General features: G+C 41.8%; 21 protein-coding genes. 19 read left to right on the top strand and 2 right to left on the bottom strand.

All coding sequences use genetic code 11. The features are described 5' to 3' along the window. Positions 1–17 precede the first annotated feature (17 nt). From recN to MHB66_RS11375, 6 genes are all read left to right on the top strand, one after another. Positions 18–1,751, top strand: coding sequence for a DNA repair protein RecN (gene recN, locus MHB66_RS11400; RefSeq protein WP_041117941.1), 1,734 nt, complete (start codon positions 18–20; stop codon positions 1,749–1,751). Positions 1,752–1,950: 199 nt separating this feature from the next. Next, positions 1,951–3,228: a SpoIVB peptidase gene (spoIVB, locus tag MHB66_RS11395; protein WP_046311727.1), complete on the top strand. Its 1,278-nt coding sequence runs from the start codon at positions 1,951–1,953 to the stop codon at positions 3,226–3,228. 285 nt (positions 3,229–3,513) lie between these two features. After that, positions 3,514–4,317: a sporulation transcription factor Spo0A gene (gene spo0A / locus MHB66_RS11390; protein ID WP_024422935.1), complete on the top strand. Its 804-nt coding sequence runs from the start codon at positions 3,514–3,516 to the stop codon at positions 4,315–4,317. 271 nt (positions 4,318–4,588) lie between these two features. Further along, positions 4,589–4,786: a hypothetical protein gene (locus MHB66_RS11385; RefSeq protein WP_024422934.1), complete on the top strand. Its 198-nt coding sequence runs from the start codon at positions 4,589–4,591 to the stop codon at positions 4,784–4,786. Further along, positions 4,774–5,874: a Rap family tetratricopeptide repeat protein gene (locus MHB66_RS11380; RefSeq protein WP_024422933.1), complete on the top strand. Its 1,101-nt coding sequence runs from the start codon at positions 4,774–4,776 to the stop codon at positions 5,872–5,874. Before MHB66_RS11385 ends, MHB66_RS11380 begins: the two co-directional genes overlap by 13 nt. Before the next feature lie 227 nt (positions 5,875–6,101). Continuing rightward, on the top strand, positions 6,102–6,839 hold the full coding sequence (locus tag MHB66_RS11375; RefSeq protein ID WP_041117937.1) for a glycerophosphodiester phosphodiesterase: 738 nt from the start codon (positions 6,102–6,104) through the stop codon (positions 6,837–6,839). 36 nt (positions 6,840–6,875) lie between these two features. Here MHB66_RS11375 and MHB66_RS11370 read toward each other — a convergent pair whose 3' ends face one another. Further along, positions 6,876–7,112: a DUF2627 domain-containing protein gene (locus tag MHB66_RS11370; protein ID WP_024422931.1), complete on the bottom strand. Its 237-nt coding sequence runs from the start codon at positions 7,110–7,112 to the stop codon at positions 6,876–6,878. A gap of 149 nt (positions 7,113–7,261) precedes the next feature. Here MHB66_RS11370 and MHB66_RS11365 point away from each other — a divergent pair, with 149 nt between their 5' ends. From MHB66_RS11365 to MHB66_RS11325, 9 genes are all read left to right on the top strand, one after another. Next, positions 7,262–9,334: a sigma-54-dependent Fis family transcriptional regulator gene (locus tag MHB66_RS11365; protein WP_034280272.1), complete on the top strand. Its 2,073-nt coding sequence runs from the start codon at positions 7,262–7,264 to the stop codon at positions 9,332–9,334. A 124-nt stretch (positions 9,335–9,458) separates the two neighbouring features. Next, complete coding sequence (yqiS, locus tag MHB66_RS11360; RefSeq protein WP_041117935.1) at positions 9,459–10,352, top strand: phosphate butyryltransferase; 894 nt, start codon at positions 9,459–9,461, stop codon at positions 10,350–10,352. A 26-nt stretch (positions 10,353–10,378) separates the two neighbouring features. Next, positions 10,379–11,473, top strand: coding sequence for a branched-chain amino acid dehydrogenase (gene bcd, locus MHB66_RS11355; RefSeq protein WP_003215658.1), 1,095 nt, complete (start codon positions 10,379–10,381; stop codon positions 11,471–11,473). A 27-nt stretch (positions 11,474–11,500) separates the two neighbouring features. Continuing rightward, on the top strand, positions 11,501–12,628 hold the full coding sequence (buk, locus tag MHB66_RS11350) for a butyrate kinase (protein ID WP_152649304.1): 1,128 nt from the start codon (positions 11,501–11,503) through the stop codon (positions 12,626–12,628). After that, a complete protein-coding gene (lpdA, locus tag MHB66_RS11345) occupies positions 12,618–14,042 on the top strand; it encodes a dihydrolipoyl dehydrogenase (protein WP_046311722.1) in 1,425 nt (474 codons plus the stop codon). The genes buk and lpdA overlap by 11 nt, the downstream gene beginning before the upstream one ends. A gap of 17 nt (positions 14,043–14,059) precedes the next feature. Beyond that, positions 14,060–15,052, top strand: a complete 993-nt coding sequence (locus MHB66_RS11340; protein WP_034280276.1) for a thiamine pyrophosphate-dependent dehydrogenase E1 component subunit alpha — start codon at positions 14,060–14,062, stop codon at positions 15,050–15,052. Positions 15,053–15,064: 12 nt separating this feature from the next. Next, positions 15,065–16,048 carry an alpha-ketoacid dehydrogenase subunit beta gene (locus tag MHB66_RS11335; RefSeq protein WP_024422925.1) on the top strand — a complete coding sequence of 328 codons (984 nt, stop codon included), beginning with the start codon at positions 15,065–15,067 and terminating at the stop codon, positions 16,046–16,048. 19 nt (positions 16,049–16,067) lie between these two features. Then, on the top strand, positions 16,068–17,324 hold the full coding sequence (locus MHB66_RS11330; protein ID WP_046311720.1) for a dihydrolipoamide acetyltransferase family protein: 1,257 nt from the start codon (positions 16,068–16,070) through the stop codon (positions 17,322–17,324). Positions 17,325–17,389: 65 nt separating this feature from the next. Next, positions 17,390–17,683, top strand: coding sequence for a YesK-like family protein (locus MHB66_RS11325; protein WP_024428019.1), 294 nt, complete (start codon positions 17,390–17,392; stop codon positions 17,681–17,683). Between the two features lie 14 nt (positions 17,684–17,697). Here MHB66_RS11325 and MHB66_RS11320 read toward each other — a convergent pair whose 3' ends face one another. Further along, positions 17,698–18,591 carry a YegS/Rv2252/BmrU family lipid kinase gene (locus tag MHB66_RS11320; protein ID WP_046311719.1) on the bottom strand — a complete coding sequence of 298 codons (894 nt, stop codon included), beginning with the start codon at positions 18,589–18,591 and terminating at the stop codon, positions 17,698–17,700. A gap of 169 nt (positions 18,592–18,760) precedes the next feature. Between MHB66_RS11320 and MHB66_RS11315 the strand changes: the two genes are divergently transcribed. The 4 genes from MHB66_RS11315 to MHB66_RS11300 all read left to right on the top strand — a co-directional run bounded on the left by MHB66_RS11315 (position 18,761) and on the right by MHB66_RS11300 (position 21,645). Further along, positions 18,761–19,198, top strand: coding sequence for a BrxA/BrxB family bacilliredoxin (locus MHB66_RS11315; protein ID WP_024428021.1), 438 nt, complete (start codon positions 18,761–18,763; stop codon positions 19,196–19,198). 195 nt (positions 19,199–19,393) lie between these two features. Then, a complete protein-coding gene (locus MHB66_RS11310) occupies positions 19,394–20,158 on the top strand; it encodes a transporter substrate-binding domain-containing protein (protein WP_041086095.1) in 765 nt (254 codons plus the stop codon). Between the two features lie 115 nt (positions 20,159–20,273). Further along, complete coding sequence (locus MHB66_RS11305; protein WP_046312293.1) at positions 20,274–20,930, top strand: amino acid ABC transporter permease; 657 nt, start codon at positions 20,274–20,276, stop codon at positions 20,928–20,930. Further along, entirely contained in the window at positions 20,923–21,645 is a 723-nt protein-coding gene (locus MHB66_RS11300; protein ID WP_034280282.1) for an amino acid ABC transporter ATP-binding protein, read from the top strand. The genes MHB66_RS11305 and MHB66_RS11300 overlap by 8 nt, the downstream gene beginning before the upstream one ends. Positions 21,646–21,759: the final 114 nt, after the last annotated feature.

Raw genomic sequence — 21,759 nt, 5'->3', positions numbered from 1 at the left:
AAAGAGGTGTCAAATGAGTGTTAGCAGAACTAACCATTAAAAACTTTGCAATCATTGAAGAGTTAACGGTTTCATTTGAAAAAGGACTAACGGTTCTAACGGGGGAAACAGGTGCCGGAAAATCCATCATGATTGACGCTGTCTCACTTCTCGTGGGAGGAAGAGGTTCCTCTGAATTTGTCCGCTACGGTGAAAAAAAAGCAGAGCTGGAAGGGCTTTTTCTTGTACCAGCCGATCATCCTGTATTTGCTCTATGCGAAGAGCAGGGAATTGACGCATCAGATGAAATGATGATCCTCCGCCGTGATATTAACAACAGCGGGAAAAGCATTTGCCGGATTAATGGAAAGCTTGTCACCATCTCACTTTTACGGGAAGTAGGACGGCTTTTGCTTGATATACATGGACAGCACGATAACCAGCTGCTCATGGAAGATGAAAATCATCTGCATTTGCTCGATCAATTTGGAGCAGAAGAAATTGCACCGGCTCTCTTGCAGTATCAAGAAGCATATGATCAATATATGAAGACGGCTCAAAAGCTCAGGCAGCTGTCTGAGAATGAGCAGGAAATGGTGCACCGCTTAGATTTACTGCAATTTCAGCTAGAGGAGATTGAGGCGGCACAATTAGAGCTGGGGGAAGATGAGAGGCTTCAGGAAGAGCGACATCAAATCAGCAACTACGAAAAAATCTATTCTTCACTCCAAAACGCGTACAACGCTTTGCGTAATGAGCAAGGAGGACTAGATTGGGTTGGTATGTCCTCAAGCGAGCTTGAGCAGGTGTCTGAAATCAACGATGATTTGAAAAAGTTATCTGAACAAGTGTCGAACTCCTACTACTTATTAGAGGATTCAACTTTCCAAATGCGAAGCATGCTGGATCAATTAGAATTTGATCCGGCTCGTCTTGATTTTATTGAGTCCAGGCTGAATGAAATGAAGCAGTTAAAACGAAAATACGGCACAACCGTTGAGGAAATTTTGGAGTATGCGGCGAAGATTGAAGAAGAAATAGATCAAATCCAAAATCGAGACAGCCATCTGCAGACGCTCAAAAATAAATTAGATGCGATGAGCCGTGATGCTCTGCTGGAAGCACTTAACGTTTCGGAGCTGCGTAAAAAATGGGCCAAAAAGCTAGCAAAGCAAATTCAAACAGAGCTCAAGGATTTGTATATGGAGAAGTCATCATTTGACACAGCTTTTTCTGTTCGATATGCGCCATTTGGCAGCACTGATTGTCCGCTATTAGACGGAAAACCTGTCCAGCTCGGGAAAAATGGAATCGACCAAGCACAATTTGTCATTTCTACAAATACAGGCGAACCGATGAAATCTTTATCGAAAGTAGCCTCAGGTGGAGAAATTTCACGTGTCATGCTCGCTGTGAAGAGTATTTTCTCAGCTAAACAAGACGTCACATCCATTATTTTCGATGAAGTTGATACAGGTGTCAGCGGCAGAGTGGCACAAGCCATTGCTGAGAAAATTTACAAAGTTGCGTCTGGATCACAAGTGCTCTGTATTACACACCTGCCTCAAGTAGCCGCAATGGCTGACACGCATCTCTTCATTTCTAAACGCTCGAAAGCGGGCAGAACACTGACGAGTGTCAAACCATTAAGTCATGAAGAAAAAGTGAGTGAAATTGGCCGGATGATTGCCGGTGTGGAAGTGACTGAGCTGACAAAACAGCACGCAAAAGAACTATTGCACCAAGCAAATGATGTCAAAACAACAGGGTAGCTGAATCATCAGCTGCCTTTTTTTATGTTGTGTAAAAGCCGGCGTATATACCCATAAAATCGTCTTTTTCTTTTATCAATTTATCCAATCATTTTCTAAAGCTGCCGGTTATAAATCCTCTCGAAGAAGGCAAAAGTAAAGATGTAGCCAAAACATGAGTGTTCTGGTGTGGGTAAGGAGCGAGGAGAGTGAAAAATGAATGCCCGAAAAGATGAGAAAAGCCATTGGTGTGATTCTCCTTGTTTCTTTAATAAGTACAGGGTTTATGAGCATAGTGAAGGAGTACATCAGCATTCCAACAAATGTTGCTGTATTTGAAAAACAAAAGCACTCAATTGACACATCGATTGAAGCGTCAGCCAATGCTTCTTCACCAGCCTTTAGCTTTTCAGAGAAAAAGAATCAGCTGGATATTACAGGACAAAAGGCGGGAAAAGCCGAAATTGTTTATGATTTTAAAGGATTTCCTATTAAGAAAACAAAAGTTGACGTTCTCCCTGAATTAAAAGTCATTCCTGGAGGACAATCCATTGGCGTCAAGCTCCACTCTGTAGGAGTTCTCGTTGTAGGTTTTCATCAAATCACAACAGCAGACGGCAAAAAATCACCAGGTGAAGCCGCAGGCATTCAATCAGGGGATATGATCATTGAAATCAATGGTCAAAAAATGGAGAAAATGAATGACCTCACCCCATTTATTCAGAAAGCAGGGAAAACGGGTGAAACGCTTCGTTTGCTCATAAAGAGAGATCATAAAACCTTTCAAACAACATTAACACCCGCAAAAGATGCAAGTGAAGGCATCTATCGAATTGGTCTTTACATTCGTGATTCTGCAGCAGGAATCGGCACGATGACCTTTTTTGAACCTTCATCTAAAAAATATGGTGCCCTTGGGCATGTGATTTCTGACATGGATACAAAAAAACCAATTGTTGTCGACAATGGTGAAATTGTTAGATCAACCGTGACATCGATTGAAAAAGGCACAGGAGGCAATCCTGGAGAAAAATTGGCGAGATTCTCTTCCGAAAGAAAAACAATAGGAGATATCTCCCGCAACAGCCCTTTTGGTATCTTTGGTACGTTAACCGAAAAGCTTGAAAATCATGTAGCAGATAAACCACTTCCAGTCGCTTTATCTAATGAAGTAAAAGAAGGCCCAGCAGAAATTTTAACCGTTGTGGATCATGATAAAGTGGAGAAGTTTAATATTAAAATTGTCAGCACAACACCGCAGAAATTCCCAGCAACTAAAGGAATGGTATTAAAGGTAACAGATGAGCGGCTCTTAAGCAAAACGGGCGGAATCGTCCAAGGAATGAGCGGAAGCCCCATCATCCAAAATGGCAAAGTCATTGGAGCTGTCACACACGTATTCGTCAATGATCCGACTAGCGGGTACGGCGTACACATTGAATGGATGCTGTCAGAAGCAGGAATCGACCTTTATCAAAAAAACAAAAAAGCAAGCTGATCATCAAACTGCCGCGAATTTTCCGGCAGTTTTTTTCTACCCTTTCTTTCTCTTCCATCATGTTATAAAATAAGGAAAAAGAGATTTTTCGACAAAATGGAAAAAAGCTTGTTGTCAAATTGCAATAATCGTCGATTCGTTAAGAAAAACGTAGAAAAAGCTAGATAATGCTCTATTATTCGGAAAATTAAAGTTTTTTAAAGGGGATAGCATGGTTTTGTCGAATTGAACACTCAGAAGAGAAATGCAAAAGACTAAAGGAATCGACATTGGGGAGGAAAGAACGTGGAGAAAATTAAAGTGTGTGTAGCTGATGACAATCGAGAGCTTGTTGGCCTTTTGACAGAGTACATTGAGGGACAGGAAGATATGGAAGTACTTGGCGTGGCGTATAATGGTCAGGAATGCCTGACATTATTTAAAGATAAAGAGCCCGACGTTCTCCTCTTAGACATTATTATGCCTCATTTAGACGGTCTTGCTGTACTAGAACGCCTCCGTGAAAACAATGAAATGACAAAACAGCCAAGTGTGATTATGCTAACGGCATTTGGACAAGAAGATGTCACGAAAAAAGCAGTTGATTTGGGCGCATCCTATTTCATTTTAAAGCCATTTGATATGGAAAACCTAGTAGGTCATATTCGTCAAGTCAGTGGAAACGGCACACAAGTTACCCATCGCTCTTCATCAATCCAAAACAGTGTTCTTCGTAACAAACCTGAACCGAAACGTAAAAACTTAGATGCGAGCATTACGACCATTATTCATGAGATTGGCGTGCCCGCTCATATTAAAGGCTATTTATACTTAAGAGAAGCGATTTCTATGGTGTACAATGACATTGAGCTTCTCGGAAGCATTACTAAAGTGTTGTACCCAGACATTGCAAAGAAATTTAACACGACTGCCAGCAGGGTAGAACGAGCGATTCGTCATGCCATTGAAGTCGCTTGGAGCAGAGGAAACATTGATTCCATTTCCTCACTCTTTGGTTATACTGTCAGCATGTCAAAAGCGAAACCAACCAATTCAGAATTTATTGCCATGGTAGCTGATCGTTTGCGATTAGAGCATAGAGCAAGCTAGTATCTTTTTCATGAAAAAACGTTTCTTCATTGAGACGTTTTTTTATTTTGAAAGATGTTGTCAAAAATTGGTTAGGTTGATAAAATCATCTTAATATTTAAATTGGACAAACGGGCTGCTTTATTTTCAGAATAAAATGAAAAATAAAGCATGAAAAAAATAAAAAAGACATAAAGTAGTGGTAATCAGCTGCGCCAATTGATCATGAAGTCTTCAAAATAGAAGAAGAAAACGCTCATTCGTAAGAAAAAGGATGAGAGGAAAAGGTCTCATGGATTTGGTAATTAAAGCAAACGAGATCGAAAGTTCTATTTCTATTGACCTGATTGGTTGGCGTTTTAAAGTCACTGGCTTCTTAGAGATTGTGCCATTTGAACTGAATATTCCCATTGTCGAATTTAATAATTTTCACATTCTTTTACTATGCTATAATAATGAAAAGAAGAGGGTGAGGTTATGGGAAAGCTGAAAATCCACTCTGCTGAGGTAGCGAACGAAATTAGCAAGTGGACGAGGGTCATTTCTCAGAATGACTTAGAAAAATCTGCTGTCTATAAAGAGAAAATTCAGAATTTGCTAAAAAATACAGATGAAGACCGTGAAGTTCTCCTTTATTATCAGCTTGTTGACGGCAGACATGAAATGTTACTTGGAAATATTGAAAAAGCCAATCAAATTATGAAAAGTGTCGGAACGCTCGATGAGAAGGCAGATGACATTATTAATTTTTATTTTTACTTTTACAAAGGCCAATATGCTGCATATGTGAAAAAGTATGATGAAGCCATTAGCTTTTACAAAATTGCAGAACAGCGGCTAAAACGTGTGAATGAAGACCTGGAAGTAGGAACTTTTCACCATAAGGTTGCTTCGATCTATTACGAACTGAAACAAAATTTCATATCCATTAATCATATTAAAAAAGCCATCGATACGTTCAAAGCGCATGAAGAATACACAGCGCAGGCGATTGACAGCTTAATTTTACATGCAAGTAATTGTATTGATTTGTTCCAATTCGATGAAGCAGAGAAAAAGTATAAAGAAGCACTTGAGAAAAGTAAGCGCATTAACAATGAAGTGCTCATTGGGAAATGCTATCACAATTTAGCGGTTCTTTATTATGCAAAGCATGATTATGAAAAAAGCGCACATTATGCCAAAAAAGGGATGGGCATTCAAATTCACCGTGACAATAGCCATTATTACATCCAATCTTTATATGTTCTGGCCAATGCCTTGGTTCATTTAGGAGATCAAGAGGCGAGGGAATATATTAAAGAGGGTATTTTGTATAGTTGTGATATCCAAAATAATGAATATATAGTAAAATTTGAAATTTTGGATTTGATGTGCGAGAATAGTGGGGCAGCAGACGTATTCTCAGAAAAATTAGACTACATAGAAAAAAATAGATTATATGTGGAGCTTGAGGATTTGTCTGAACAAATATCGAAATACTTCAAGGAACGAAATGATTATCAAAATGCCATTCGTTTTCTTGAAAAGAAATTCGATGCACAAATACTTCAAAAGAAAGTGGAGGTTATCTTATGAAAAAGTTGTTGTTAGGTGTAACCGTTGTTACAGCAGTCGCAGTTGTTTCTTCCCTTTTTGCTCTTGACGCAGAGACGACAGAGCAAGCCATCAGAGCGATTACGTGATCGAATTTATCTGTCAACCTCTTCGTATGAATCAGAAGAGGTTTTTTTATGCGCTCAAAACTGGAAAAACGAAAAAAGACACGTCATAATGAAAGGAAGTATCATATTTAGAGGTGACCTATGACGAAAATTTTTGCACACAGAGGCTTTAAAGGCATTTATCCTGAAAACACCATGATAGCTTTCGAGCATGCACTTCTTTCGGGAGCTGACGGAATTGAGCTGGATGTTCAGCTGACGAAAGACGGAAGACTTGCTGTCATTCACGATGAGAAACTGAACAGAACAACGAACATGAAAGGTTTAGTAAAAGACCATACATATGAAGAATTAAAAGCAGGAGATGCGAGTCATTCTTTCTACGAAGAAACCGGTGCTGTATCCATTCCTCTTTTAGAGGAAGTATTAGAGCTAGTGACGCAGCAATCATCACTCATCATCAATATTGAACTGAAAAACTCCATTTATCGATATCCGGGTATCGAAGAGAAAGTAAAAAAGCAAATCGAGCATTTTCAAATAGAAGATCGTGTACTTGTTTCATCGTTTCATCACGGCAGTTTAGCTCTTTTTCACAAACTGATGCCGCATGTTGAACTAGCTGTTCTGACAATGGATGTGATCCATCAGCCGGAGATGTATATAAAAACAGTACCAGCAAGAGGCTACCATCCTAATATAAAGGGTGCCGGCGTGACCAAAGAGGTGGTGTCAGCACTCCATGCCGCTCAGCAAGTGATCAGGCCGTTTACAGTAAATAGTGAAAAGCAAATGAAAAACATGTTTTCCTTAGGTGTCGATGGCATCTTCACTGATTTTCCTGATCGAGCCGTGAAAATAAGAGAAGAAATGAAATAAAGACCTGCTCTAAATCAGCGGGTCTTTTTTCACGTTTTATCTCTGCTTAAAGCGAGCAGTCACTTTATTTCGTTTACGGTCTCTATATAAAATAAAGCCAGCCACTACATAAAGACCACCCCCTAAAAATAACAACCCTGCAATTCCTTGCAGCCATAAATATGGAAATGGTGCAATGATGATGCCGAAAACAGTGTCACGCAGCAGCTTAATCCCAAGTGCTGCAAGCGCGCCAGGTATTAAAATAATCACTAGTGCAAGTATTCTCCCCATCAAATGTCCCCTTAAACGTCATTTACTTCCATTGTCTAATTCAAAAAATATTTTGTCAAGAAAGGAAAACGTGGTAATATAAGAGTTGTGCAATTTTTTGCAACGGAAAAATATGGTGTGCAAATTTTTTCATATAAAGGGGTAACGGGATGCAGAGAGTCTTGATTGTCGGTGCAGGACAAGGTGGATCAGCATTGCTTGAAACATTGCTGAAAACAAATACGATTCAAATCATTGCGATCGCCGACCTTGATCTTGAGGCACCGGGGATGGTAGAAGCGAAAAAGAATGGAATTGAGACGACAACGGATTGGAAAGAATACATAAAAGATGACATTGATATCATCATTGAAACAACAGGCAGTTCAGCAGTGCTGAAAGAACTGATTGAAAAAAAGCCAGAGCACGCAGTCATTGTTCCAAGTTCAATGGCTTACGTCATATCAGAATTAATGTCAGAAAAACAGCAGCTGATTCAAATATTAAAGGAACAAACCTATAAGCATGACCGCATTTTTAATGCAACGAATGACGGGATGATTTTTATAAACATGGATGAAGAAGTCGTCCTGTTTAATCGATCAGCGGCCAAAATGGTTGGATGCTCGCAAAAAGATGCGATTGGCCGTCATATACGAGAAGTGATCCCAAATACAAAGCTTCCCGACATTTTAAGATCGAGAGAGCCAGAATTTAATCAAAAACAATTTCTGAATCAGCAAATACAAATTGTGACAACGCGTTTGCCAATTATTGATGACGCGGGGAGAATGCTAGGTGCTTTATCCATTTTTAAAGATATTACAGATGCCGTTGAGCTTGCGGAGGAAGTGACCAATCTTAAAGAAGTACGAACGATGCTGGAGGCGATCATTCAATCGTCGGATGAAGCCATATCGGTTGTTGATGAGCAGGGAAAAGGGATCTTAATCAACCGGGCATACACGAAAATGACTGGATTAACAGATAAAGAAGTTGTGGGGAAACCAGCAGGTGCAGATATTTCTGAAGGAGAAAGCATGCATTTGAAGGTACTGGAAACAAGGAGACCAGTTCGAGGCGTCAGAATGAAAGTCGGACCGAATAAAAAAGATGTGATTGTCAACGTAGCGCCAGTCATTGTTGATGGCATTTTAAAAGGCAGTGTCGGGGTCATTCATGACGTATCAGAAATTCAATCACTCACGAATGAATTAAATAAAGCAAGGCAGCTCATCCGGACACTTGAAGCAAAGTACACTTTTGAAGACATCATTGGAGAAAGTGAGCAAATGCTTGTGGCACTTGAGCAGGCAAAGCTAGGCGCGAAAACGCCAGCCACGATTTTACTCAGGGGAGAATCAGGTACTGGAAAAGAGCTGTTTGCGCACGCCATTCACAATGAAAGTGACCGAAAATATAATCGCTTTGTACGGGTCAACTGTGCGGCCTTATCTGAGACCCTTTTAGAGTCAGAGCTTTTTGGCTATGAAGAAGGAGCGTTCTCTGGTGCAAGGCGGGGCGGGAAAAAAGGGCTGTTTGAAGAGGCAAACCAAGGCAGCATTTTTTTAGATGAAATTGGTGAAATGACGCCAAGTACACAGGCGAAACTGCTTCGTGTGATGCAGGAGAAAGAAATTGTAAGAGTAGGCGGAACAAAGGCCATACCAGTCGATGTTCGTGTGATCACGGCGACAAATGTCAATATTGAAAAAGCGATGGCGGAAGGAAAGTTCAGAGAAGATTTATATTATCGAATGAACAGATACCCGATCTCCATCCCGCCTCTAAGGCAGCGTCTTGAGGATATTGACTCGTTAAGCAAACGTCTCATCCAAAAGATCAATTTAGACTATGGACGGAACGTGAGCGGGTTAACGGAACAGGCACTCAAAAGACTGCGATCATATAAGTGGCCTGGAAACGTAAGAGAGCTTGAAAATGTACTTGGACGAGCCATGATCTTTTTGAACCCGCAAGAAGAGTGGATTGATGAAGGGCATATTTCTTTCATGGAGTCAGAAGATCAGGAAGAAAAAGAGCAGCAGGAACTGGCTGTCAGTCAATTTGAGGGAGAGACGCTTTCTGATGCTGTTGAGGCATTTGAAGCGCAGCTGATTAAACAAACCCTTGAAAAGCATCAATTCAATCGCACGAAAACAGCGAAAACGTTAGGGATCAGCATTCGGAACCTTTACTATAAAATGGATAAATATCAACTTGCAAAAGATAGCATGCAATAAAATGCATGTAACCTGCAAAAGATTGCACGAATGTCATGCAAATTGCCTCATTTTCACTGCATTTCAAACTGGCACGGAACTTGCATATAAAACATGAACCGAGCACAAGGAAAGGTGGGCATATATGAAGCTTGACGATCTGATTATGAAAGCCGCCCAGCTGCAGAATAAAACGGCGGCTGTGGCTCATGCAGAAGACGAAGAAGTGCTTCATGCCATCAAGATGGCAATTAAGCGAAAGGTCGCTCGCTTTCTCCTGGTTGGGAACAAACGCAACCTGAAGGAGCTAGTGAAGCAGCATGAAATCAATGAGGACTGGATAGATATTATTCATTCAGATACTCCCGAAGAATCGGCCAAAATTGCCGTGCAGGCAGTGAGCGAGAAGCATGCAGATATTTTGATGAAGGGGCATGTCCCGACAGCCGTTCTTTTAAAAGCGGTACTGAATAAAGAATATGGGCTCAGGACAGCGAGTGTCCTATCACATGTCGCGGCATTTGAAGTGCCGGGCTTTGACCGCTTTATTTATGTCACAGATTCTGCGATGAACATCGCGCCCGATTTAAATATGCTGAAAGAGATTACGATCAATTCTGTTCAAGTAGCAAAAGCTGTCGGAAACGACATGCCGAAGGTTGCAGTATTGTCTGCGGTGGAGGTCGTAAATCCGGCAATGGATTCAACTTTGACTGCGGCAAGTCTTGCACAAATGAATCGGCGGGGGCAAATTTCTGGCTGCCTGATTGATGGGCCTCTTGCTTTAGACAATGCCATTTCTCAAACGGCAGCTTCTCATAAAAATATTACGAGTGATGTAGCCGGCCATGCAGATATTTTGCTTGTGCCAACAATTGAGGCAGGGAACATTCTTTATAAATCTCTCATCTACTTTGCACATGCAAAGGTGGGAGCTGTGGTGGCAGGAGCGAAGGCGCCGATTGCTTTAACAAGCCGATCTGATTCAGCCGAAAGTAAGCTTTATTCAATTGCGCTTGCCATCTGTACATCAAATTAAGCGGAAGTAATAGGAGGAATAACACGATGGAACTTTTTAAATATATGGAACGATACGATTATGAACAGCTTGTATTTTGTCAGGATGAGCAGTCTGGCTTAAAAGCGATTATTGCGATTCATGATACAACACTTGGGCCGGCACTAGGCGGAACGAGAATGTGGACGTATGAAAACGAAGAAGCAGCCATTGAGGATGCACTGCGTCTAGCAAGAGGAATGACTTATAAAAACGCGGCAGCAGGACTTAATCTTGGTGGCGGAAAAACGGTCATCATCGGCGATCCGAGAAAAGACAAAAATGAAGAAATGTTCCGTGCATTTGGACGTTACATTCAAGGGCTGAATGGCCGCTATATTACGGCAGAAGATGTCGGTACAACGGTAGAAGACATGGATCTCATTCATGAAGAAACCGATTTTGTCACAGGGATTTCTCCTGCATTTGGTTCTTCTGGAAATCCGTCTCCCGTCACTGCTTACGGTGTATACAAAGGGATGAAAGCCGCTGCCAAAGCTGCATTTGGGACCGATTCATTAGAAGGAAAAACAATTGCCGTCCAAGGTGTTGGAAATGTCGCTTACAACCTGTGTAAACATCTGCATGAAGAAGGCGCGCAGCTCATTGTCACAGATATCAACAAAGACTCTGTCAAGCGAGCTGTTGAAGACTTCGGCGCAAAAGCAGTCGACCCTGACGATATTTATGATCAAGCATGTGATATTTATGCACCGTGCGCACTTGGTGCAACCATTAACGATGTGACCATTCCTAAGTTAAAAGCAAAGGTGATTGCAGGTGCTGCAAATAACCAGCTAAGAGAAACGCATCACGGTGACCTTATCCATGAAATGGGGATTGTATATGCTCCTGATTATGTGATCAATGCAGGCGGTGTGATTAACGTTGCTGATGAGCTTTATGGCTATAATGCAGATCGTGCGATGAAAAAAGTCGAAGGCATTTATCAAAATATTGAACGTGTAATTGAAATTTCAAACCGTGATGCCATTCCAACTTATAAAGCGGCAGACCGATTGGCTGAAGAGAGAATTGAAAGAATGCGCAAATCAAGAAGTCAATTCTTGCAAAATGGTCAACATATTTTAAGCCGTCGCTAAATTGAAGAATGAGTTGAAACGGAGGTTTTGTTTTTGCTGACAAAAGAATGGCGTATTCTCACGATTAATCCTGGCTCTACTTCAACAAAAATCGGTGTGTTTCATAATGAACGTTCTATTTTTGAAACGACACTAAGACATACAGATGAGGAATTAAAGCAGTTTCCTCATATCATTGATCAATTTTCATTCCGTAAAGAAACCATTTTGAAAACACTGCATGAACAGGGGATGAACATCTCAAAGTTTGATGCAGTTTGCGCGCGCGGCGGCCTCCTTCGTCCGATTGAAGGAGGCACATATGAAGTCAATGAGCAAATGGTGGAAGACCTAAAAGAAGGATATGCCGGCCAGCACGCATCCAATCTTGGTGGAATCATCGCGAGAGAAATTGCACTTGGCCTGAATATCCCAGCCTTTATTGTCGATCCAGTTGTAGTGGATGAACTAAAACCAATTGCTCGTATTTCAGGGCTGCCAACGATTGAAAGAAAAAGCATCTTTCATGCATTAAATCAAAAAGCGGTCGCAAGAAAAACAGCGGCTTCTTTTGGAAAAAGTTACGAAGATTTGAACATGATTATTACTCATATGGGCGGCGGTATCACCATTGGTGTTCATGAAAAAGGAAAAGTCATCGATGTGAATAACGGTCTGCATGGCGAAGGTCCTTTCAGCCCAGAGCGTGCGGGAACCTTGCCGACAGGTGATCTTGTGAATCTTTGTTTTTCGGGGGAGTATACCCAAGAAGAAATGCTCAAACGCATTATTGGTGAAGGCGGGCTTGCGGGCTATCTTGGCACGACAGACGCTGTGAAAGTGGAACGCATGATTGAAGCGGGTGATGAGCGGGCGGCGCTCATTTATGAAGCAATGTGCTATCAGATTGCCAAGGAAATTGGTGCGGCTAGCGCTGTCTTAAAAGGAGCAGTTGACGCCATTGTATTAACAGGCGGACTTGCGTACAGCAAACAAATTACGTCAAGTATTCGCGGCTATATTGACTGGATTTCAGATGTTGTGGTGTTTCCAGGTGAAAATGAGCTGCAATCGTTAGCAGAAGGTGCGCTTCGTATTTTAAAAGAAGAAGAATCACCGAAAGAATACCCAAATGATCAACAGGAAAAGAAAGGAGTGACAAGTCATGGCAACTGAATATGACCTCGTCATTCTTGGTGGAGGCACAGGCGGCTATGTAGCGGCCATCCGTGCCTCACAGCTTGGATTGAAAACAGCAGTTGTAGAAAAAGAAAAGCTCGGCGGAACATGTCTTCATAAAGGCTGCATCCCGTCTAAAGCGCTGCTCAGAAGTGCAGAAGTTTATCAAACCGTCAAACGCGCAGCTGATTTTGGTGTTGAGGCAGGAGGCGTTGCCTTACAATTTGCCAATGTGCAGAAAAGAAAAACAGAGATCGTCGAAAAACTAGCAGGCGGCGTCAAACATTTAATGAAACAAGGAAAAATTGATGTATATGAAGGGATCGGCCGTATTCTTGGCCCATCTATCTTTTCGCCAATGCCAGGAACGATCTCCGTAGAAATGGCAAATGGAGAGGAAAATGAAATGCTCATTCCAAAGCAGGTTATCATCGCGACAGGATCAAGACCGCGTGTGCTGCCAGGGCTTGAAGCAGATGGAACACACATCCTCACTTCAGATGATGCACTTGAACTGCCAGAGCTTCCGCAGTCGATGCTGATTGTGGGGGGCGGAGTGATCGGAATCGAGTGGGCTTCCATGCTCAATGATTTTGGTGTGAACGTCACTGTGATTGAATTTGCAGACCGCATTTTGCCAACAGAGGATCATGACATTTCTAAAGAAATGGAAAAGCTATTATCTAAAAAAGGCATCACTTTTGTGACAAATGCGAAGGTACTGCCAGATAGCGTAGAAAAGCAGGGAAATCTCGTGACAATTCAAGCAGAAAAGGATGGAGACATGCAGACGTTTGAAGCGGAAAAACTCCTTCTTTCAGTCGGCAGAGTACCTAATATCGAAGGCATAGGTCTTGAAAACACGGACATCCAAACCGAAAAACAAGGCATTGTCGTGAATGAACATTATCAAACGAAAGAATCGCATATTTACGCAATAGGAGATGTCATCGGCGGGCTTCAGCTGGCACATGTGGCTTCTCACGAAGGTATGATTGCTGTTGAACATATGGCTGGGAAAGATCCAAAGCCGCTCGATGAAACGCTCGTATCTAAATGTGTTTACTCTCACCCAGAAACCGCTAGTGTTGGACTCACTGAACAGGCGGCAAAAGAGCAGGGCTTTGAAGTCAAAATAGGGAAATTTCCATTTATGGCGATTGGAAAAGCGCTTGTGTACGGGGAGTCTGATGGATTCGTCAAAATCATTGCCGATCAAAAGACAGATGATATTTTAGGAATTCATATGATTGGTCCTCATGTAACAGATATGATATCTGAAGCTGGATTAGCCAAAGTACTTGATGCAACCCCGTGGGAAGTGGGGCAGACGATACACCCGCATCCGACCTTATCAGAGGCGATTGGCGAGGCAGCCCTTGCTGTTGACGGGAAGGCGATCCATTTTTAATCAAGGAGGGAAACATGATGAGTAACATGCGTCATCAGGAATTAGGATTATCAGATGAACAAGCAATTGATATATACAGAACAATGCTTCTAGCAAGAAAAATCGATGAACGGATGTGGCTTTTAAACCGTTCCGGGAAAATTCCATTCGTCATTTCTTGTCAAGGGCAGGAAGCGCAGCAAGTCGGCGCTGCATTTGCTCTTAATAGAGAAGAAGATTACGTCTTACCTTACTATCGTGATATGGGGGTTGTCCTTGCTTTTGGGATGACAGCAAAAGATTTAATGATGTCTGGTTTCGCAAAACAAGACGATCCAAACTCAGGCGGAAGACAAATGCCAGGGCATTTTGGGCAAAGAGCAAATCGAATAGTGACTGGGTCCTCACCTGTCACAACGCAGGTTCCTCACGCGGTGGGAATTGCCCTTGCTGGACGATTAGAGCAGAAAAACTTTGTCAGCTTTGTTACGTTCGGTGAAGGCTCATCAAACCAAGGTGATTTCCATGAAGGCGCAAACTTTGCTGCTGTGCATAAACTGCCTGTTATTTTCATGTGTGAAAACAATAAGTATGCGATTTCCGTGCCATATGACAAACAAGTAGCCTGTGAACGCATTTCAGATCGTGCGGTTGGATATGGGATGCCTGGCGTAACTGTTGATGGAAATGATCCGCTTGAAGTATATGCCGCTGTCAAAGAAGCGAGAGACCGTGCGGCTAGAGGTGAAGGTCCGACATTGATTGAAACAATCTCTTACCGTTTAACTGCGCATTCAAGTGATGACGATGATTCAAGCTATCGAGAAAAAGAAGAAGTGCTCGAAGCAAGAAAGAAAGATCCGCTCATCCAATATGAAACGTATTTAATCGAAGGAAAGGTCATGACTTCTGAAATGAAAGAAGAGATGACAAAAGAAATTATGCAAATCGTAAACGAAGCTACTGATGAAGCGGAAAACGCAGCTTATGCTGAGGCAGAAAGCGCACTTCGTTACGTGTATGCGGAGTAAGGGGGAAGAAAAATGCCTGTTATGTCATATATAGACGCCATTACACTGGCGATGAAAGAAGAAATGGAGCGAGATCCGAAAGTGTTTGTGCTCGGAGAGGATGTCGGGAAAAAAGGCGGCGTATTTAAAGCGACAGCGGGTCTTTACGAGCAATTTGGAGAAGCGCGCGTCATGGATACACCTCTTGCAGAATCAGCCATTGCGGGTGTAGGTATTGGGGCAGCGATGTATGGAATGCGCCCAATTGCAGAAATGCAATTTGCGGATTTTATTATGCCTGCAATCAACCAAATCATTTCAGAGGCTGCAAAAATTAGATACCGATCAAATAATGATTGGAGCTGTCCAATGGTCATCCGCGCACCTTACGGGGGCGGAGTACACGGGGCACTTTATCATTCACAATCGGTCGAAGCTATTTTTGCTAACCAGCCTGGTTTGAAGATTGTGATGCCTTCTACACCTTATGATGTCAAAGGTCTTTTAAAGGCTGCAGTGCGTGATCCAGATCCTGTATTGTTCTTTGAACATAAACGTGCATACCGCCTGATTAAAGGAGAAGTGCCTGAAGAGGATTACACTCTTCCGATTGGAAAAGCAGATGTGAAGCGTGAAGGCGATGATATCACGGTCATTACATATGGCCTTTGTGTCCATTTTGCGCTGCAAGCAGCAGACCGCCTTGCAAAAGACGGCATTTCCGCTCATATTCTCGATTTGAGAACAGTGTACCCGCTTGATCAGGAAGCGATTATAGAAGCGGCTTCTAAAACAGGGAAAGTGCTTCTATTAACGGAAGATACAAAAGAAGGCAGCATCATGAGTGAGGTTGCGGCGATCATTTCGGAGCATTGCTTATTTGATTTAGACGCACCAATCAAACGCCTCGCAGGACCAGATATTCCGGCAATGCCTTATGCGCCGACAATGGAGAAATTCTTCATGGTCAACCCGGATAAGGTAGAAGCTGAAATGAGAGAGCTGGCGGCGTTTTAAGAAAGAGGAGGGTTTCAAAGTGGCAATTGAACAAATGAAAATGCCTCAGCTAGGTGAAAGTGTAACAGAAGGAACCATTAGCAAATGGCTCGTTTCACCTGGCGATCATGTGAATAAATACGATCCGATTGCGGAAGTCATGACGGATAAAGTGAACGCAGAAGTCCCGTCATCTTTTACAGGAACGATTACAAAGCTATCGGCTGAGGAAGGCGAAACGCTGCAAGTAGGAGAAGTGTTCTGTGAAATTGAAGTCGAAGGAAGCGAGCAGCAGAGCGTGAAAGAAGAAGAAGCACCTGAGCAAAGTGAAGCGCCTGAAGCAGATCAAACAAATGAGAATCAAAGTCAAAAGAAACGTTATTCTCCAGCCGTTCTTCGTTTAGCAGATGAGCATGGCATTGATTTAGCGGCTGTTCAAGGTACGGGAGCAGGCGGGCGAATTACTAGAAAAGATTTGCTGCAGCTTATTGAAAACGGCGGCGTCAAAGAGAAGACAGCACCTGTCAATGAACTTGCCGTTCAACCGGAGCCTGCGCAGTCATCTAAAGCAAAAGCGGCGCCTGCTGTCCCTTCTATGCCTGGTGATGTTGAGCTGCCAGTCACGCCGATCCGTCAGGCAATTGCCGCCAATATGCTGAGAAGCAAACATGAAATTCCGCATGCATGGACAATGATGGAAGTCGATGTGACAAATCTAGTGACAAGAAGAAATCAGCTGAAGGATCAGTTTAAAGCAAAAGAAGGCTTTAACTTGACGTTCTTTGCGTTTTTTGTCAAAGCAGTGGCTCAGGCCTTAAAGGAATTCCCTGAAATGAACAGTATGTGGGCCGGAGATAAGATTGTGCAGAAGAAAGCAATCAATGTTTCGATTGCTGTCGCTACAGATGAAGCGCTTTTTGTTCCAGTCATTAAGGATGCGGATGAAAAGACCATTAAGGGCATTGCCAAAGAAATTCATGAGCTTGCGTTTAAGGTGAGACAAGGAACGCTCAAGCAAAGTGATATGGAAGGCGGTACTTTCACTGTCAACAACACGGGATCATTTGGTTCGGTACAATCTATGGGAATCATTAATTATCCGCAAGCGGCGATTTTACAAGTAGAATCGATCGTGAAGCGTCCAATGATCGTAAACGGAATGATTGCGGCAAGAGACATGGTCAATCTTTGTCTCTCATTAGATCACAGAGTACTAGATGGTCTTGTATGCGGCAGATTTCTTCAACGAATTAAACAAATCCTTGAAGGCATCGACGAGCAGACATCTGTTTATTAAAACATTATTTTCCCCCTCCCGGCATGAGAGGGGGATTTCCACATCTAGGAGAAAGGAGCGATGATATGTCTGGACTAGATTTTTTTGCTTTTCTCACGATTGGTCTCATGTTTATCACAGCGATTGCCTTCGCTTTTCTGCGATACATTTCTAAATCACGCAATCATCCTGAACGATTACTGCTTATCATATCGATCGTTTCAATCATTCAAATCGTGTACTGTCTGCTGATTGTCGGCGGGTTTAAAGGAGCAGCCAATAGCTTTTTAGGAATATCACTTCTCGCCGGGACGCTGCTCGGATATGCACTTGAATATTTATACAGACGCTATATCAAAAAAACGCCCGAATCAAAATGATATCGGGCGTTTTTTTATTCTGCTGGAACAATAAAGGTCAAATGATGTTTTAACACTTCTAAAGAAGAGGGGGCCGTCATATAAACCTCACCATCTGTATCAGCATCCATTTCCTCTTTTGTGTGGATACGAATACTGGACGCTTGAATGAGAGACAGATCGCCGGTGAAATCCTCCAGCTCTTCACGGTTCATTGAGAAGATTTCTTTTAAAGCAGAGAAACTCGTATTTCTGCAAATTAAAATTTCAGCTTTTCCATCATCAATGGCTGCATGAGGCAAATCAATTTTATTTGTACCGATAAAATGTCCATTCATGACAAGAACGATGACAGCTTCCTCTTCCCAGCTTTCCTCTTCGGTCTCAATGCGTACGTGAAAAGGATCTGTTTGCTGCAGGGTGCGCAGGGCACTTGTGAAGTAGCTGATTTTGCCAAGTACGGCTTTTTCCTTGTCGTTAATGTTGTTGGACGTGTCTGCGATCAGCCCAATTCCCCAAAAGTTTAACACGTATCGATCTTCTGCTTTGATTAAGTCGACCTTTTTCTCTTTGCCGTCTACAATCATTTGAGCGGCTTTTTGCATTTGTTGAGGAATACCTAGTGTTCTAGAAAAATCATTGCATGTCCCGCCTGGTAATATCGCTACAGCGGGCCTTTTTTCTAAGCCGCCAATACCGTTCATACATTCATGCACGGTACCGTCTCCGCCTAATATGATGAGCAATTCCACCGTCTCATCAATTTGACGGCAGAAATCATAAGCATCATTTGGCTGCTTTGTTGGTTTCAAAATGAGTTCATCAATATGTAGAGAAAGAAGAGGCACTGTTTGACCGAGTGTTTTTTCCATGTTTTTTTGTCCAGCATTTCCATTATAAATGAGCATCGCTTTTTTGAATTGTGCCATCACGCAGTTCTCCCTTTCTTCTCTTTATCATCACTTTTCCCCAATTTGACAGCTCATAAACGAGGTTCGGAAAAAGAGGCGGCGGATAAGACAACACATTTGCCCGCAGGCGTTTTCCTTGATATGATGGAGTTAAAATGGTTATGGTACGCAAAAGGAGTGGACGGACATGAATATTGATTTTAATTTATTTATGAATGATATTGTAAAACAAGCGAGAGAAGAAATTAAGCAGGCAGGCTACACTGAGCTCACGTCAGCTGAAGAAGTAGACGAAGCACTGACTAAAAAAGGGACGGCACTTGTCATGGTGAATTCAGTATGCGGCTGTGCAGGCGGTATTGCAAGGCCAGCTGCCGGCTATTCTGTTCATTACGATAAGCGTCCAGATCAATTGCTGACAGTGTTTGCTGGGCAGGACAAAGAGGCAACAGCAAGAGCTCGTGAATACTTTGAAGGCTTCCCGCCATCTTCACCATCCTTTGCCTTATTAAAAGATGGAAAAATCATTAAAATGGTCGAGCGTCATGAAATTGAAGGGCATGAGCCAATGGAAGTCGTGTCAAAACTACAAGCCGCTTTTGATGAGCATTGCGAAGAAATCTAACATATGACGTTTGAATGAATAAATATAAAGCAGTCCGGTCTTTAGATCGGTCTGCTTTTTGTTTTATAAGACAATAGAATCAAAATAATTTTAGCAAAATACTATTGCATCTTAAAAAGAAAGTGTTTAAAATACATTATAGTGAATAAATATTCAAATCAATACATGATTTTAAATACTGGGAGGCATCATCATATGAAAAAGTGGTTATTATTACTTATGACAGCTGGTCTTGCAGCTGCACTCGCAGCATGCGGAACTTCTTCTAATAATTCAAACGCATCAGGAGATGACAAGACACTCGTGATGGCAACATCAGCAGATTATCCGCCATTTGAATCAAAAGACGGAGATAAAATTGTCGGTTTTGATGTAGATCTTGCAACAGCACTAGCGAAAAAGAACGGCTACAAGCTAGAAATTCAAGATATGGACTTTGCTAGCCTTGTATCAGCCCTCAAAACAAACAAAGCTGATATTGTCCTTGCAGGAATGACACCTACAGAAAAACGTAAAAAGCAAGTTGATTTCTCTGATGTTTATTACAATGCTAAAAACTTGGTTGTATCAAAGAAATCTAGCGGTATTAAGGCAGAGAAAGATTTAAAAGACAAAACAGTCGGCGTTCAATTAGGTTCTATTCAACAGGATGAAGCAAATGGACTGCAAAAGAAATATAATCTAACAGTTGAAGACCGTAATAAAATTTCTGATATCATTCAAGAGATTAAAGCAGGCCGTTTTGATGCAGCCATAATTGAAGATAAAGTAGCTGCTGGTTACTTGAAAAAGGAAAAAGACTTCCAAGCATTTGGATTGAACAGCTCAAACGAAGGTTCAGCCATTGCATTCAAGAAAAATAGCGACTTAACAGCGAAATTCAATAAATCATTAAATGAAATGAAAGATAATGGCGAACTTGATAAATTAATTAAAAAATGGTTTGCTGATGAAAAGTAAGTCAGGAAAAAGGATCAGCGTCATTCAAGAAAATCAAGTAGAAAAGCGCTGAAAAGTTCAACTCATGTTGAACTTTTTTCCTGTTTTGTATGAAGGCAGAAAAAAGGAGAATGTCATGTTTGATTTTAAAGATGTAATACCTCAGATGCCCTTTATTCTAGAAGGACTTAAGGTCACGCTTTCTATAGTATTGGTGTCCCTTTTACTTGGATTTATCTTAGGAATTTTATTAACGCTTTGTAAAATTAGTGTGTTTAAACCGCTCATTTGGCTTGCAGATTTTTATACGTCAATTTTCCGAGGCACACCACTTGTGCTTCAATTGCTCATTATTTATTTTGGTCTGCCTCAGCTTCTTGGGTTTCAAATCGACCAATACTGGGCTGCTGTAGCGGCATTTTCACTCAACTCGGCGGCATACGTATCTGAAATTATTCGTGCGGGTATTAATGCCATTGATAAAGGTCAAAAAGAAGCGGCCGTTGCTTTAGGCATCCCTTATGCTAAAATGATGAAGGACTTATTGCTTCCACAGGCGTTTAAAAATATTTCACCTGCACTTGTGAATGAGACGATTACACTGACAAAAGAATCAGCGATTGTAACAGTCATCGGACTGGGGGATGTCATGAGACGAGCCTATCAAGCAGGGGCCGTTACGTATAATTATCTTGAACCGCTTATTTTTGCGGGTCTTATCTATTATGTCATCGTGCTTGTTCTCACCTTTGTCGGCAAATCGGTGGAAAGGAAGTTAAAATCAAATGATTAAAATAGAGAAACTCACAAAATCTTTTGGTAAAAATGAAGTTTTAAAGGGGATCGACACCACCATTAAAGAAGGGGAAGTTGTTGCGGTCATTGGACCATCTGGTTCAGGAAAATCGACGTTCCTTCGCTGCATCAATTTACTTGAAAAGCCGACTTCTGGTGTCATTACGATTAAGGACACCGAAATCACCAACCCAAAAACGAATGCACTAAAAGTGCGTGAGAACATCGGAATGGTGTTTCAGCATTTCCATCTGTTCCCGCATAAAACGGTGCTGGAAAATATCACGTATGCGCCAATGAATGTGAAGAATCAATCGAAGGAAGACAGCATCAAACAAGCTGAAGACCTGCTCAAAAAGGTAGGGCTTTTAGAGAAAAAAGATGATTTCCCGAACCGTTTGTCCGGCGGTCAAAAGCAGCGTGTGGCGATTGCGCGTGCGCTTGCGATGACACCAGACATTATGCTGTTTGACGAACCAACGTCAGCCCTAGATCCAGAAATGGTCAAGGAAGTATTAGAGGTCATGAAAGAGCTGGCTCAATCTGGAATGACACTCGTCATCGTCACACATGAAATGGGCTTTGCAAAAGAAGTGGCTGACCGCGTGATCTTTATGGATGATGGGAAAATTGTAGAGGATGCAAACCCTGTACAATTTTTTGAATCACCGTCTTCACAGCGTGCGCAAGACTTCTTACAAAAAATATTATAAAGAAAAAGAGAAGGAGACTTAACATCTCCTTCTTTTTTTGATTATAATGGGGAAAGTAAAAAAAGTTCATCATTTCACAAAAGTGAATGGAAACAAGACAGAAAAGAGTGAATC

Source organism: Bacillus sp. FSL L8-0167, assembly GCF_038630295.1.
GTDB classification, from domain to species: Bacteria; Bacillota; Bacilli; order Bacillales; family Bacillaceae; genus Bacillus; species Bacillus safensis.
Note: the sequence above shows the minus strand (reverse complement) of the source record. Positions and strands in the feature narration are given on the sequence as shown.

Bases quoted from the DNA above. Each gene is read 5' to 3' on its own strand.
- spoIVB (WP_046311727.1), top strand. From the start codon at position 1,951: ATGCCCGAAAAGATGAGAAAAGCCATTGGTGTGATTCTCCTTGTTTCT.
- MHB66_RS11385 (WP_024422934.1), top strand. From the start codon at position 4,589: ATGGATTTGGTAATTAAAGCAAACGAGATCGAAAGTTCTATTTCTATT.
- MHB66_RS11380 (WP_024422933.1), top strand. From the start codon at position 4,774: ATGGGAAAGCTGAAAATCCACTCTGCTGAGGTAGCGAACGAAATTAGC.
- MHB66_RS11375 (WP_041117937.1), top strand. From the start codon at position 6,102: ATGACGAAAATTTTTGCACACAGAGGCTTTAAAGGCATTTATCCTGAA.
- MHB66_RS11370 (WP_024422931.1), bottom strand. From the start codon at position 7,112: ATGGGGAGAATACTTGCACTAGTGATTATTTTAATACCTGGCGCGCTT.
- MHB66_RS11365 (WP_034280272.1), top strand. From the start codon at position 7,262: ATGCAGAGAGTCTTGATTGTCGGTGCAGGACAAGGTGGATCAGCATTG.
- yqiS (WP_041117935.1), top strand. From the start codon at position 9,459: ATGAAGCTTGACGATCTGATTATGAAAGCCGCCCAGCTGCAGAATAAA.
- bcd (WP_003215658.1), top strand. From the start codon at position 10,379: ATGGAACTTTTTAAATATATGGAACGATACGATTATGAACAGCTTGTA.
- lpdA (WP_046311722.1), top strand. From the start codon at position 12,618: ATGGCAACTGAATATGACCTCGTCATTCTTGGTGGAGGCACAGGCGGC.
- MHB66_RS11340 (WP_034280276.1), top strand. From the start codon at position 14,060: ATGAGTAACATGCGTCATCAGGAATTAGGATTATCAGATGAACAAGCA.
- MHB66_RS11335 (WP_024422925.1), top strand. From the start codon at position 15,065: ATGCCTGTTATGTCATATATAGACGCCATTACACTGGCGATGAAAGAA.
- MHB66_RS11325 (WP_024428019.1), top strand. From the start codon at position 17,390: ATGTCTGGACTAGATTTTTTTGCTTTTCTCACGATTGGTCTCATGTTT.
- MHB66_RS11320 (WP_046311719.1), bottom strand. From the start codon at position 18,591: ATGGCACAATTCAAAAAAGCGATGCTCATTTATAATGGAAATGCTGGA.
- MHB66_RS11315 (WP_024428021.1), top strand. From the start codon at position 18,761: ATGAATATTGATTTTAATTTATTTATGAATGATATTGTAAAACAAGCG.
- MHB66_RS11310 (WP_041086095.1), top strand. From the start codon at position 19,394: ATGAAAAAGTGGTTATTATTACTTATGACAGCTGGTCTTGCAGCTGCA.
- MHB66_RS11305 (WP_046312293.1), top strand. From the start codon at position 20,274: ATGTTTGATTTTAAAGATGTAATACCTCAGATGCCCTTTATTCTAGAA.
- MHB66_RS11300 (WP_034280282.1), top strand. From the start codon at position 20,923: ATGATTAAAATAGAGAAACTCACAAAATCTTTTGGTAAAAATGAAGTT.